The organism is Mucilaginibacter aquariorum, assembly GCF_024498135.1.
Classification (GTDB): domain Bacteria; phylum Bacteroidota; class Bacteroidia; order Sphingobacteriales; family Sphingobacteriaceae; genus Mucilaginibacter; species Mucilaginibacter aquariorum.
Window position 1 is genome coordinate 20,181 of the sequence record NZ_JANHOH010000014.1, and the last position, 13,777, is coordinate 33,957.

Annotated in this window: 11 protein-coding genes; 9 read left to right on the forward strand and 2 right to left on the reverse strand. The window is 43.7% G+C overall.

Features of this window, described 5'->3' with window-relative positions; all coding sequences use genetic code 11:
- Positions 1 to 18: 18 nt before the first annotated feature.
- The 7 genes from NPE20_RS25655 to NPE20_RS25685 are packed head-to-tail and all read left to right on the forward strand — an operon-like array spanning position 19 to position 8,101.
- Complete coding sequence (locus tag NPE20_RS25655; protein ID WP_256541573.1) at positions 19 to 1,683, forward strand: UxaA family hydrolase; 1,665 nt, start codon at positions 19 to 21, stop codon at positions 1,681 to 1,683.
- Between the two features lie 15 nt (positions 1,684 to 1,698).
- A complete protein-coding gene (locus tag NPE20_RS25660) occupies positions 1,699 to 2,463 on the forward strand; it encodes an SDR family NAD(P)-dependent oxidoreductase (RefSeq protein ID WP_256541574.1) in 765 nt (254 codons plus the stop codon).
- A 7-nt stretch (positions 2,464 to 2,470) separates the two neighbouring features.
- Entirely contained in the window at positions 2,471 to 3,328 is an 858-nt protein-coding gene (locus NPE20_RS25665) for a fumarylacetoacetate hydrolase family protein (RefSeq protein WP_256541575.1), read from the forward strand.
- 23 nt (positions 3,329 to 3,351) lie between these two features.
- The gene (locus NPE20_RS25670; protein ID WP_256541576.1) at positions 3,352 to 4,101 is read left to right on the forward strand and encodes a (Fe-S)-binding protein; all 750 of its coding nucleotides are present in this window, start codon (positions 3,352 to 3,354) and stop codon (positions 4,099 to 4,101) included.
- Positions 4,098 to 5,459: a lactate utilization protein B gene (locus tag NPE20_RS25675; protein WP_256541577.1), complete on the forward strand. Its 1,362-nt coding sequence runs from the start codon at positions 4,098 to 4,100 to the stop codon at positions 5,457 to 5,459. Before NPE20_RS25670 ends, NPE20_RS25675 begins: the two co-directional genes overlap by 4 nt.
- Before the next feature lie 53 nt (positions 5,460 to 5,512).
- Positions 5,513 to 6,112: a LutC/YkgG family protein gene (locus NPE20_RS25680; protein WP_256541578.1), complete on the forward strand. Its 600-nt coding sequence runs from the start codon at positions 5,513 to 5,515 to the stop codon at positions 6,110 to 6,112.
- Positions 6,113 to 8,101 (forward strand): sialate O-acetylesterase, encoded by a 1,989-nt coding sequence (locus NPE20_RS25685; RefSeq protein WP_256541579.1) that lies wholly within the window; start codon positions 6,113 to 6,115, stop codon positions 8,099 to 8,101.
- Positions 8,102 to 8,105: 4 nt separating this feature from the next.
- On the opposite strand, the gene NPE20_RS25690 is transcribed toward NPE20_RS25685, so the two are convergent.
- Positions 8,106 to 8,972, reverse strand: a complete 867-nt coding sequence (locus NPE20_RS25690) for an AraC family transcriptional regulator (RefSeq protein WP_256541580.1) — start codon at positions 8,970 to 8,972, stop codon at positions 8,106 to 8,108.
- A 223-nt stretch (positions 8,973 to 9,195) separates the two neighbouring features.
- Between NPE20_RS25690 and NPE20_RS25695 the strand changes: the two genes are divergently transcribed.
- The gene (locus NPE20_RS25695) at positions 9,196 to 9,975 is read left to right on the forward strand and encodes an SDR family oxidoreductase (RefSeq protein WP_256541581.1); all 780 of its coding nucleotides are present in this window, start codon (positions 9,196 to 9,198) and stop codon (positions 9,973 to 9,975) included.
- Positions 9,976 to 9,987: 12 nt separating this feature from the next.
- Positions 9,988 to 12,255, forward strand: coding sequence for a glycoside hydrolase family 95 protein (locus tag NPE20_RS25700; RefSeq protein ID WP_256541582.1), 2,268 nt, complete (start codon positions 9,988 to 9,990; stop codon positions 12,253 to 12,255).
- 61 nt (positions 12,256 to 12,316) lie between these two features.
- On the opposite strand, the gene NPE20_RS25705 is transcribed toward NPE20_RS25700, so the two are convergent.
- Positions 12,317 to 13,765: a sugar porter family MFS transporter gene (locus tag NPE20_RS25705; protein ID WP_256541607.1), complete on the reverse strand. Its 1,449-nt coding sequence runs from the start codon at positions 13,763 to 13,765 to the stop codon at positions 12,317 to 12,319.
- Between the last annotated feature and the right edge of the window lie 12 nt (positions 13,766 to 13,777).

Genomic DNA, 13,777 nt, shown 5'->3' on the forward strand with positions numbered 1-13,777 from the left:
CCGGATGATCAATTTATTATGGTACAAGAATATAAAAGGCCTTTTTTACATATCCATCAGGTCGATAATGTGTTGGTAGCGCTTACCGATCTGCCAAAAGGAACTTTGGTGGAGCATGAAGGTTTAAGTTTGATGTTAACAGATGATATTGCCGGCAAGCATAAGTTTGCTATTAATGATCTGGATATGGGAGATGAGATTTACATGTACGGTGTACTGGTAGGCAAAGCCACTGAACCGATATTAAAGGGCGGGGCTATTACCATTAAAAACATAAAACATGCCGCAGATGATTTTAAGCTGGGTAACCGCAAAACAAGCTGGGCACAACCTGATGTAACAAACTATAAAGACAGGACCTTTATGGGCTATCATCGTTCAGATGGTTCGGTAGGTACGGCTAATTATTGGCTGGTTATACCTTTGGTTTTTTGCGAGAATAGAAATATTAATGTACTGAAAGCTGCCTTGCTGGATAAACTCGGTTTCTCTAAACCCCGGGGATATGAGAATGAAGTTGACCAGCTTATATGTATGCTGCAAACCGGCAGATCGATAGAAGAGATATTACAGGCCGATTTGCAAATGACACCGGAAAGCGGCTCATCAAAAAAGCTGTTCCCTAATATCGATGGCATTAAATTTTTAAATCACGATATGGGTTGTGGTGGCACACGTACCGATTCTGACGCGCTGTGCGGATTGCTTGCGGGTTATATCACCCATCCTAATGTAGCGGGGGCAACCATATTAAGCCTGGGCTGCCAGCATGCGCAGGCAGGCATTTTGCAGGCCGAGATAAAAAAACGCGATCCCAATTTTTCTAAACCATTGATGATACTGGAGCAGCAAAAGCTGGGTACCGAAAGCAGGTTATTGCATGAAGCTTTGAAACAAACCTTTGCAGGGCTGATAGAAGTAAACAAGCAGCAAAGAGAGCCCGCACCGATAAACAAATTATGCATTGGTTTAGAATGCGGCGGTTCTGATGGGTTTTCTGGGATCTCTGCAAATCCTACTCTTGGTTATGTATCAGATCTGGTAGTAGGTCTTGGTGGCAGCGTTATATTGGCCGAGTTCCCGGAGCTGTGTGGCGTGGAACAGGAAATGAGCGACAGGTGTATTGATGAGCCTACCGCACTAAAATTTATGAGCCTGATGCGTAACTACAATGCCAAAGCCGAGGCAGATGGCTCGGGCTTTTATGCTAACCCATCGCCGGGTAACATACGGGACGGTTTGATAACTGACGCTATCAAATCTGCCGGGGCAGCAAAAAAAGGTGGCACATCACCCGTGGCTGCCGTACTTGATTACCCCGAAAAAGTAAGCCTGCCAGGGCTAAACCTGTTGTGTACCCCCGGCAGTGATGTGGAAAGCACCACAGCCGAAGTTGCAGCAGGGGCAAACATTGTTTTATTTACTACAGGGCTGGGCACACCAACGGGCAACCCTGTGGCGCCGGTAATAAAGGTATCTACCAATACCAAATTATTTAACCGCATGCCTGATATTATCGATTTTAATTGTGGTACCGTTATAGAGGGTGAAGAGACTATTGAGCAATCGGCACACCGGCTGCTTAATTATGTGATTGATGTAGCCAATGGCGATATAAAACCCAAAGCGGTGCAACTAGGCCAGGATGATTTTATCCCCTGGAAAAGAGGCGTTTCATTATAAATATAAAACATTAATATGTTTAGCTTAACAAACAAAACAGCCGTTATAACGGGCGGCGGCAGTGGCATAGGCAAAGCCATTGCCTTGCTATTTGCCAAACAAGGGGCAGCCGTTCATATTATTGAACTAAATACAGATGCAGCCGCTGAGGTGATCAAAGAAATTAAAAATGCTGGTGGCGACGGTAAAGCCCATGCGACCAACGTTACCGATCAGCAGGCAATATTGAACGTCTTTAATGAAATTGGCAAGGTAGATATACTGATAAATAACGCGGGCATTGCCCATGTTGGTAATTTAGAGAACACTACCGAAGTAGATCTTGACCGTATTTTTAATGTAAATGTTAAAGGTGCTTATAATTGCCTTTACGCAGCGGTACCTTTAATGAAACAGGCAGGTAAAGGCGTTATCCTTAACATGGCATCTATAGCGGCGCACGTTGGTATCACCGATAGGTTTGCTTACTCGATGAGTAAAGGCGCAATATTTGCTATGACCCTATCTGTAGCGCGCGATTACCTGGCAGATAATATCCGCTGCAACAGCATATCACCGGCACGTGTACATACACCTTTTGTTGATGGTTTTATAGCGAAGAACTATCCCGATAATCAAGCCGAAGTATTTGAAAAACTATCTAAAAGTCAGCCTATTGGGCGAATGGGCAAACCAGACGAGATAGCTTTTCTGGCATTATACCTATGCTCGGACGAGGCAGGGTTTGTGACCGGTAATGATTACCCAATTGATGGGGGTTTTATAACATTAAATAATTAGAACGAACATGAAATTTATAAGATACGGTAACCCCGGCGAAGAACGTACAGGCGTGCAAATAGATGGTGTTAACTATGATACATCGTTTTACGGGAAAGATTACGACGAAAACTTTTTTGCTGCTGATGGGCCTGCACAACTGGCGGCCTATATAAAAGCGCACCAAAATGAACTTGTCACTATACCGGAAGGAAGCCGGTTGGGAAGCCCCATTGCAAGGCCATCAAAAATTGTATGCATCGGTCTTAATTATGCTGATCATGCTAAAGAAACTAACGCGCCTTTACCCTCTGAACCGGTTATTTTTATGAAAAGCACAACATCTTTAGTTGGGCCATATGATAACATTGTTATTCCAAAGAATTCGATAAAAACAGATTGGGAAGTAGAACTGGCAGTTGTTATAGGTAAGAAGGCATCGTATGTAGAAGAAGCAGACGCCCATAACCATATAGCAGGTTACGTACTGCACAATGATGTATCCGAACGCGAATTTCAATTGGAGCGTAACGGAACATGGGATAAAGGGAAAGGCTGCGATACTTTTGCGCCATTAGGGCCATATTTAGTAACCCCGGATGAAATAGCCGATATCAATAATATCCGTTTATGGTTAACCGTTAACGGCAAAAAAATGCAGGACGGAACTACCGCCAACCTGATCTTTAAAATTCCATATTTGATATCTTATGTTAGTCAGTTCATGACCTTATTGCCGGGCGATGTGATATCAACCGGTACACCTGCAGGTGTTGGCCTTGGCTTTAACCCACCGGTATATTTAAAACCGGGAGATGTAGTTGAATTAGGCATCGATGGGTTAGGCACATCAAAACAAGAGTTAGTAGCTTATACAAAAAATTGATTTTTCTTTCAGCTGATAAGTATATGAGAGTAGGCCTGTTCATCCCATGTTATGTAGATCAGTTTTATCCCAATGCAGCAATAGCCACCTTAGAATTGCTTGAAAAATTGGGTGTAGAAGTTGGTTATCCTGCCCGGCAAACCTGCTGCGGGCAACCCATGGCCAATTCCGGCTATGAACATTTAACCGACGGATGTAATGAGTTATTCGTCGATAATTTTGCAGAGTACGAATACGTAGTTTCACCATCCGGTAGCTGCACCCTGCACATAAAGGAGCATTTGCACACGCACAATGATGAGCAAAAAGCGCTCGGCATCCGCAAAAAAATATATGAGCTAACAGAGTTTTTAACCGATATATTAAAAATTGAAAAGCTGGACGCTTCGTTTCCGCATCGGGTTGGCCTGCACCAAAGTTGCCACGGGCAACGCGGCCTTAAACTGGCACAGATGACAGAGCTTACGGCAAACCCATTTTCAAAACCGGTTACCCTGCTTAATATGGTTAAAGGCGTGGAGATAGTGCCACTGAACCGCCCCGATGAATGTTGCGGCTTTGGCGGTACTTTTTGTGTAGCCGAAGAAGCGGTTTCTGCAAAAATGGGTAAAGACCGGGTTGCAGACCATATCCAAAACGGCGCGGAGTATATAACCGCCGCGGACCTTTCCTGTCTTATGCATATGGAAGGTATATTGCGCAGACTAAAAAGTCCGGTTAAAGTGATCCACATTGCAGAGATATTAAATGGTGTAAAAGAAACTGTGGTATGAAAGACCACGCAGCACTGTCAGAAGCATTTAACAAAGATGAACAACGTGTTAACTGGCACGATGAAACCCTTTGGTGGGTGCGTCAAAAACGTGATAAGGCCTCACACCAGATTCCCGATTGGGAGGAGTTGCGGGAAGCAGCATCGCAGATAAAACACAATGTGCTTTCAGATCTGGGTAATTACCTGGAGCAGTTTGAAAAACAAGCCATCAATAACGGCATTTCTGTACACTGGGCAGCAGATGCCAAAGAGCATAATGATATTGTACATGGTATTTTAAAACGACATGGTATCACCCAGATGGTGAAAAGCAAATCTATGCTTACCGAGGAATGCCATCTTAATCACTTCCTGGAAGAACAAGGTATCAATGTTGTAGATTCTGACCTGGGCGAACTGATCGTGCAACTGGCAAAAGAACCACCAAGCCATATCGTACTACCGTGTATCCATAAAAAGAAGGAAGAAATAGGCGATATATTTCACGAACATTTAGGCAGCGAAAAAGGTGAATCAGATCCGCAGATCTTAACTGAAACGGCTCGTATACACTTACGCAATACGTTTTTAACCCGCAGGGCAGCCCTTACCGGTGTTAACTTTGCGGTAGCCGAAACGGGGGAGTTTGTGGTGTGCACCAACGAGGGCAACGCAGATATGGGCGCCCATTTATCAGATGTGCATATTGCCAGCATGGGTATCGAAAAGCTAATCCCTCAACGCAAACATCTCAGCGTGTTTTTGCGCCTGCTTACCCGCAGTGCAACCGGGCAGCCTATTACTACTTATTCCAGCCATTTTAAGCGACCACGGCCCGGGCAGGAAATGCACATTGTATTGGTTGATAATGGCCGAAGTATTCAACTGGGCCGTGAGGATTTCAGGAACTCCTTAAAATGTATCCGTTGCGGGGCATGTATGAACACATGCCCGGTATACAGGCGTAGCGGTGGGCACAGTTATCACACTGCCGTCGCGGGGCCAATTGGCTCTATATTAGCTCCTAATCTGGATATGAAACAATATGCCGACCTGCCTTTCGCATCAACCCTATGTGGTTCGTGTACCAATGTGTGCCCGGTAAAGATCGATATTCATGATCAGCTTTATAAATGGCGTCAGGTTATCATAAAGGAAGGTTATGGCGATAAAAAGAAAGCGACCGCCATGCAGGCAATGGCCTATACGCTATCATCACCCAAAGTTTACCGCATTGCAGGTAAGGCCGGCAGATTGGTAATGAAATATGCACCCTTCGCGGTTAACAATAGCCTAAACCCCTGGTACAAACAACGGGATATGCCTGAACCGCCAAAAGAATCGTTTGGTGAGTGGTATAAAAAGAATAGAAGTTAGAATCAAGACAGGAGATAAATTCGAAATTGAAAATCCGACATTCGAAATAAAAGATGACGACGAGAGAAAAGATCTTAGCCAATGTGCGCAAAAGCCAGCCGCCATTGGTGACCGCACCCGATATTTTTTTATGGGAGAACAGGCAACAGGCTGAAGCATCAACTGTGTTAGAAACTTTTAAAACGGTTGCCGGCAATGTAGGTAGCAAGGTAATATCTGTTGAAAGCATTGCCGATATCAAAAACCACCTGAACATATTACCAGGCACAAGAATCCTTACTTCTGTTCCGGAGTTATTTGATGTGGCTGACGATGTGGCTCCTTATCAAAATGCAAATCCGCATCAGTTAGAGAATGTGGAACTGGCCATACTGCAAGCAGAATTTGGCGTGGCCGAAAATAGCGCTTTATGGGTAACCGAAAAGCAAATGGGCACACGCGTTTTGCCGTTTATATGTCAACACCTGGCATTAGTAGTTAATGCCGGCGATATTGTAGCCGATATGCACGCTGCCTACCAGCGAACGCAGGGATCCGACCATAGTTTTGCCACTTTTATTGCAGGTCCGTCAAAAACTGCCGATATTGAGCAATCTCTTGTGCTTGGTGCACACGGGCCAAGAAGCTTAAACATATTTGTATTAACAACCTAAATGAACACAATTAGAATACTCCGTAACAGCTTAATTATAGGGCTTACAATTTTTGGTTTTAGCGCGCAAAGCAAGGTTGTGCTGCCATCGGTATTTAGCGATAACATGGTACTGCAGCAAAAAACAACTGCCGCTATTTGGGGCAAAGCCGATGCCGGTAAAACAATAACTATCAACACCACATGGAGCACTAAGCACTATACAACCACAGCCGATGCAAACGGGAAATGGAAGGTTATGCTTGCAACCCCTGCTTACGGTGGGCCATATGATATCACCATTAATGATGGCGACGAGATTACGTTAAAAAATGTACTGATCGGCGAAGTATGGGTATGTTCGGGGCAATCAAATATGGAATTCCCGGTTTCGGGGTGGTCGCAGGTTGTTAATTATAAGCAGGAATTAGCAGACGCGCAATACCCAAATATCCGCCTATTACAGGTGGAGCATGCAGATAGTACCGTGCCTTTAGATGATGCTAAAATAAGTGGTGGTGGCTGGCAGCAATGTAATCCTCAAACCGTAGCCGGATTTTCGGCTGTAGCCTATTTTTTCGCACGGGATATTTATAAGAAAATAGGCATCCCGATAGGGTTGATCCATACATCGTGGGGCGGCACTATCATTGAGGCCTGGACAAGCGAACAAACGGTTAAACAGCTCCCTGATTTTACAGCGCGCTTAAATAAAGTTAAAACGCTTAATAAAGAGCAAAGCAAGGCTGTATATGATCAGGAAATGGCAGTATGGCAAAAAGAATATCTGATAAAAGACCCGGGTTATAAACAAGGCATGCCACAATGGGCTGCGCCAACTATTGATACTACAGGCTGGAGTACTATGTTGCTACCCACAGAATGGGAAACCGCCGGCCTGCCAGATTTTGATGGCATTGTTTGGTATCGCAAAAAGGTAAACATTCCGGAGGAATGGGCCGGAAAAGACCTGCAGGTAAGCCTGGGCACCATTGATGATAATGATGTCACCTTTTTTAACGGGGAAAAGATAGGCGAAACAAATGGGTTTAACGTATTGCGCAACTATACTATACCTGCCGATAAAGTAAAGGCAGGCGAATTTGTACTATGCATAAGGGTACTTGATGGAGCTGGTGGTGGCGGATTAAACAGCGATAAAAGCAAACTTTATTTGCAAACAACATCTGGTGCGCGTATGGCACTTAATGGCAACTGGGATTATAAAATTGGGTTAGATTTTAAAGATTACCCCATGCCACAATTAAATGAAGGCCCCAACAGGCCAACGGTGTTATTTAACGCTATGATAAACCCGTTTATTCAGTATGCTATAAAAGGAGCGATATGGTACCAGGGTGAGTCGAATGCGGCAAAGGCCCACCAATATCGTGAACTATTCCCGGCTATGATAAAAGATTGGAGACAACAGTGGAATAACAGAAAAATGCCCTTCTATTTTGTACAGTTGGCCAACTTTTTTCCGGTAAGCTATCAGCCGGCAGCATCGGCATGGGCCGAATTGCGTGATGCACAATCTGGTGCGCTTGCATTACCTAACACGGGTATGGCTGTAGCGATAGATATTGGCGATGGCGCTGATATACATCCCAAAAATAAACAGGAAGTAGGCCACCGGCTGGCTCTTATTGCCCTTGCAAAAAACTATGGTGAAAAAATCCCGTATTCTGGTCCGGTATATAGCTCTTATAAAATTGAGGGTAACAGCATCAGCATACAATTTAAATGTGTCGATGGCGGGTTGGTGGCCAAAAATGCAAAATTACCTACCGGGTTTTTTATAGCAGGTGCCGATCAAAAATTTTATTGGGCTGATGCTGTGATCAGCGGGGATAAGGTTATAGTAAGCAGCCCGAGGGTAAGCAAACCGGTGGCGGTGCGTTATGCCTGGGCCAATAACCCCGTTTGTAATTTATATAATGGGGCAGGGTTACCGGCCTCTCCGTTTCGTACGGATAGTTGGGTGGATAGTACCGCAACGAGAAAATAACGGGTTATTTTATATAGGTTTTTTGATAGCTTAAAGGGCTTTTACCGGTTATTTCTTTAAAATATTTATGAAAGCTGGCAAAGTTATAAAAGCCGCTGTCGTAACATATTTCTTTTACATTTAATTGGTTGTTAATAAGAAGTTTGCAAGCATTGCCAACCCTAATCTCGTTAATAAAACGCGAATAAGTTTTCCTGCTGCGCGATTTAAAAAATTTGCAGAAAGAGTTTGGGCTGATGTTGGCTACAGCGGCTATCTCTTCAAGCGAGATCTTTTTCTTGAAATTAGCTATCGTGTAGTTATAAATAGCATTGATACGGTCCTTCTCAGATTCCTGGAAATTGTGCTGAAAACCCATAGAAGCAAGCGTGTTATTTTCAGCGTTATCGCCAATGGCCAGCAATACCTCCATCAACAAAATTATCTTGCGGGCACCTTCGGCATGTATAACCTTTTCTATCAGGTTGCCTATACCCATCAGGTTTGCGCCTGTTATCTGTATTCCCCGTTTTGATCTTTTTAGTACGTCCCTGATCTCTTTATTTTCCGGCAATTCCAAAAACATATCGCCCCAAAAATTCTCATTGAAATGTACAACACTTACATCGGCCGTAACATCCGCTTCTTTGTTAAAATAGCTTCCGTCAAACTGCCAGTAGTGGGGTAAATTGGAGCCTACCAAAACAACATCGCCGATATTAAACTGGGTAATACAATCGCCAATAAACTGGGTACCATTGCCTTTTTTAAAATAGACGAGCTCAACTTCGGGATGGTAATGCCAATGGTTGTTCACATTCGGCATTATATCCCTCCGGGCATTAAATGAATGTACCAGGTTTGTAGATACTTTTAATAATTGAGGTTTCATGAAAATTAATTGGCAGGCTGAATGTACAAAAATTCAACTTAAAAGCCACAAATTTGATATATGTTTTATTTTAATCCAATATCGCTGAATGATTTGATAAAAGGATTAAACATTAAGGCTTTAACAAACACTTAATTTGTGAATACTATTTAATATCAACCTGTTATTAAATATATATTTAACCAATTATACAAGCCTTAACATGGCCGGGCTTAACCAATTTATGGATCTACAAATTAAGGACAAAGTAATTATAGTAACCGGTGGCGCGCGGGGCATTGGCAAAGGCATATCAGTGTTGCTTGCCCGTGAAGGTGCTATCGCGGTAATTTTAAGCCGCTCGGCAGATGAGAGCCTCAAAACAGTACAAGAGATACAGGAAGCAGGCGGCAAAGCGTTTCAGTTTCAAGCCGAATTATCTAACCCCGACGAATGCAGGGAAGCGGTAGAAAAAGTTGTAGCAAAGTTTGGCCGGATTGATGGCTTGGTGAATAATGCCGGTGAAAATGATGGCGTGGGCTTGCAGAATGGTGGTTACGAAAAGTTTATGCGATCGCTTCATAAAAACCTGGTGCATTATTATTTAATAGCACATTATGCACTGCCCGAGCTAATTAAAACACAGGGGAGTATTGTAAATATTAGCTCGAAAGTGGCTGATACCGGGCAGGGCGGCACATCGGCCTATGCTGCTGCAAATGGCGGCCGCAATGCATTAACAAGGGAATGGGCTGTTGAATTATTGCCGCATAATATACGCGTGAACGCCGTTGTTGTCGCCGAATGTTATACGCCTTTATATGAACGCTGGCTGCAAACGGTTGAAAATCCAGTAGAAAAATTAGCATCAATAATTGATAACATCCCGTTAGGGAAAAGGATGACCACGGTTGAAGAGATAGCCAATATGGTGGTGTTTCTGTTATCGCCGGTTTCCAGCCATACTACCGGGCAAATTAATTATGTTGATGGCGGTTATGTACATTTAGACAGATCAATTTAACCTTATTTAACTATGAGAGTTACCTCACCTCTATTTTATCGTATTACGCTAAGTATCCTTTGTGCGACATGCTTCCTTCTTGCAAACAAGTCCAATGCGCAGGACCTGAAATTATGGGACAATAAGCCCGCTAAGGATTGGATGACGGATGCATACCCTATTGGCAATGGCCGCATAGGGGGCATGGTATTTGGCGGCATAGCGCAAGAACATATACAATTTAACGAAATTAGCCTGTGGACAGGTGATGAAAATGAAACCGGGGCATACCAGGCTTTCGGTGATCTGTACGTAAAGTTTACCGGGAAGGATAGCACAGCAACAAACTATCACCGCGAATTGGATATTAGTAAGTCCTTATTAAATATCAGCTATGCTTTGGGGGCGGTTAATTATAGTAGGCAGTATTTCTGCAGTTTCCCTGATAAAGTGATGGCTTTGCATTATAAAGCGAGCAAAGCCGGTGCATATTCGGCCATTATACAACTTACCGATGCGCATGAAGCCATAATTACCGGGAGCAGCGCCAGCCTGCAAATGAATGGTAAACTGGATAATGGCATGGCCTATAGTGCAACCGCCAGGATCATTTTAGATGGAGGATCGGTAAGCGTTGAAAAAGATGAAAAAGGGTTTTCACAACTTAACATCCAAAAGGCAAATGGTTTTACCATATTGCTTTCGGCAGCTACAGATTATAGCAACAAGCGCGAGGATAAGTGGAAAGGCGAAGATCCTGCCGTTAAAGTGAAAAACATATTGGCAGCAGCCGGTACCAAAACTTATCCCCAACTACTAACAAGGCATGTAGCAGATTACCGGTCACTTTTTGGCCGTGTGTCTTTATCCCTTGGCAGTAAAATAAGTACTTACAGTTTAGTGCCAACTTACCAGCGCATCCTTAATTATAAAAAATCCGGCGATACTAAATTAGAAGCCTTGCTGTTTCAGTATGGCAGATATTTACTGATCAGTTCATCGCGCAAAAGTGGCTTGCCGGCCAACCTGCAGGGCTTGTGGAATAATAGTACTTCGCCGCCGTGGCGCAGTGATTATCACTCCAACATTAACATACAGATGAATTACTGGCTGGCCGAACCAACAAATCTATCGGAATGCCATTATCCCTACCTGGACTATATTAACAGTATGCGTAAGGTGAAAACCGAAAGCACAGCTAAACAATATCCTGGTACCCGCGGCTGGACAGTGAAAACAGAGAACAACATTTTTGGAGGTTCCAGCTTTTTATGGAACACCCCCGGCAGTGCATGGTACGCGCAGGGCATATGGGAACATTATGCTTTTACGCAGGATAAAAACTATCTAAAAACCTTTGCCTATCCCATTTTAAAAGAGATATCCCAGTTTTGGGATGATCATTTAAAACGCCGGCCCGATGGTACGCTGGTTTCACCAATGGGCTGGTCGCCGGAGCATGGGCCTACCGAAGATGGGGTAACTTACGATCAGGAAATTGTTTATGACCTGTTCACCAATTATATTGAAGCGTGTGATGTGCTGGGTTTAGATAAAACCTATCGTGACCATATAGCATCGTTAAAAGAACACCTTTTAATGCCCAAAATTGGCAAATGGGGCCAGCTACAGGAATGGGAAACCGACCGCGATGATCCGAAAGATAACCACAGGCATGCCTCGCACCTTTTCGCGCTGCATCCGGGTAAGCAGATAAGCGCCATTAAAACACCCGAATTAGCCCAGGCAGCTAAAGTAAGCTTGCTTGCCCGTGGCGATGCCTCAACAGGATGGTCAATGGCCTGGAAAATGAACTTTTGGGCACGTTTACTTGATGGTGACCATGCCTATACTATCCTGAACAACTTTATAACCCTTGTTGGTGGCGCTGGTGTTGATTATAATGAAGGTGGCGGGATCTATGCCAACCTTTTCTGCGCGCACCCGCCATTCCAGATAGATGGAAACTTTGGCTATACAGCAGGTGTTGCCGAAATGTTGTTTCAAAGCCAAACGGATGAAATTCAACTGTTGCCTGCCCTGCCAAAAGCATGGGCCGAAGGTAGCGTGCAGGGCTTATGTGCACGGGGCAATTTTGTTATCACCAACCTGGAATGGAAAAACAGCAAAATAACCAGGCTGTCTATCAAATCAGTATCCGGAGGGGATTGTAAAATACGGGTGTCAAATACTTTGAAAGCGGCTTCGGCTCATGTAAAAAGCAGCACGCAGGATAAAGCTATTATATATAGTTTTAAAACTGCACCCGGTGCAACATACAGCTTTATAGCAAACAATTAAAAAAAAGGAAGGCCACTATTAGTGGCCTTCCTTTTTTGTTATCAATACAGATTAGTAAAATTTAGTGCGCTACCCAAATATCCTGTACTTCTTCTAAAGATTTGCCTTTGGTTTCTGGGACCATTTTATAAACCGTCCAGAATGATAGCAGGCAGCACGCCGAAAAGAACCAAAAAGTATAAGCTGGTCCAATGGAACTCAATAAAATAGGGGTAAGCTGCCCAACAATGGTATCGGCTACCCACATGGTCATGATGCTGATGGCCATTGCGCGTCCACGGATCTTTGTTGGAAAGATCTCGGCAGCTATTACAAATTTTAACGGGCCTATAGAAAAAGCAAAGCAAGCCAGGAATAAAATTATGCTGATGACTAAAGCAATACTATTTGTGCTGCCATGAAAAAAGCACCATCCTGTAAAAAACAAAGAAACAGTAGCACCAAGCGAACCCACAATGTAAAGCGGCCTGCGCCCCATTTTATCCACCTTCCAAATGGCTATGATGGTGAAAAGGAAGTTTGCCAAACCAAATATAACCTGACCCAGCAATGCATTGCTGATATTGATACCGGCATCGCTTAGTATGCGGGGACCATAATAAATAACCGCGTTTATGCCGCTAAATTGCGAGAACAGAGGGAGTAATATTCCTATCAGTAGAGGTTTTCTTAAGGCTGGTGCAAACAGCTCTTTGTAAGTGCCAACATCTTTGTTTGTATTCTTTTTTATGGCGGCAACTTCCTGGGCTGCAATTTCTGCATCTTCAATTTTTGTTAGTATGGCAACACCTTCGGCAACTTTACCTTTTTGAAGCAGCCATCTCGGGCTTTCGGGCACAAAGGCTAATCCAATAAAAAACAATAGGGACGGAATAACACCCAGCCCTAACATACTGCGCCAAACTTCTTTTATAAATAACAGGTTTAATGCACTCTGCAAGGTCTCACCACCCAGTGAAATGCTTTTATGAGATAAGGAAAAACCGAGTAACTCTGAATTGGTAAGGTAAGCAATAAGGATACCGGCAGTTATAGCTAATTGGTAAAAAGTAACCAGCCTTCCCCGTATTTTGGCAGGGGCAATTTCTGAGATATACAATGGAGCCACTATTGATGCTACCCCAACGCCTGTACCGCCAAGCATCCGGGCCAATACCAAAAAGGTAAAGTTGGATGAAAATGCCGTTCCGGCTGCTGATACAAAAAATAAGATAGCCGAAAGCATCAGCATTTTTTTTCGGCCTAAGCGGTCGCTAAGTTCACCAGAGAACGATACTCCTATGATGCAGCCTACCAATGCCGATGAAACAAACCAGCCCTCGGCAACCGAGGAAAGAGCGAACTGGTGTTTTACAAACGGCAGCACGCCGGATATTACGGCCATATCAAAACCGAATAATAGCCCGCCCATAGTGGCTACCAGGGTAATGGCAATTAAAAAAAACGAAGATTTTTTTGATGTTGTATTACTACTCATGTAAATATTATTTAGGTTCTTCTCGCTGGTTATTAAAGAATTCTC

Coding starts and splice junctions, on each gene's coding strand:
- NPE20_RS25655 (WP_256541573.1), top strand. CDS start 19: ATGGTACAAGAATATAAAAGGCCTTTTTTACATATCCATCAGGTCGAT.
- NPE20_RS25660 (WP_256541574.1), top strand. CDS start 1,699: ATGTTTAGCTTAACAAACAAAACAGCCGTTATAACGGGCGGCGGCAGT.
- NPE20_RS25665 (WP_256541575.1), top strand. CDS start 2,471: ATGAAATTTATAAGATACGGTAACCCCGGCGAAGAACGTACAGGCGTG.
- NPE20_RS25670 (WP_256541576.1), top strand. CDS start 3,352: ATGAGAGTAGGCCTGTTCATCCCATGTTATGTAGATCAGTTTTATCCC.
- NPE20_RS25675 (WP_256541577.1), top strand. CDS start 4,098: ATGAAAGACCACGCAGCACTGTCAGAAGCATTTAACAAAGATGAACAA.
- NPE20_RS25680 (WP_256541578.1), top strand. CDS start 5,513: ATGACGACGAGAGAAAAGATCTTAGCCAATGTGCGCAAAAGCCAGCCG.
- NPE20_RS25685 (WP_256541579.1), top strand. CDS start 6,113: ATGAACACAATTAGAATACTCCGTAACAGCTTAATTATAGGGCTTACA.
- NPE20_RS25690 (WP_256541580.1), bottom strand. CDS start 8,972: ATGAAACCTCAATTATTAAAAGTATCTACAAACCTGGTACATTCATTT.
- NPE20_RS25695 (WP_256541581.1), top strand. CDS start 9,196: ATGGATCTACAAATTAAGGACAAAGTAATTATAGTAACCGGTGGCGCG.
- NPE20_RS25700 (WP_256541582.1), top strand. CDS start 9,988: ATGAGAGTTACCTCACCTCTATTTTATCGTATTACGCTAAGTATCCTT.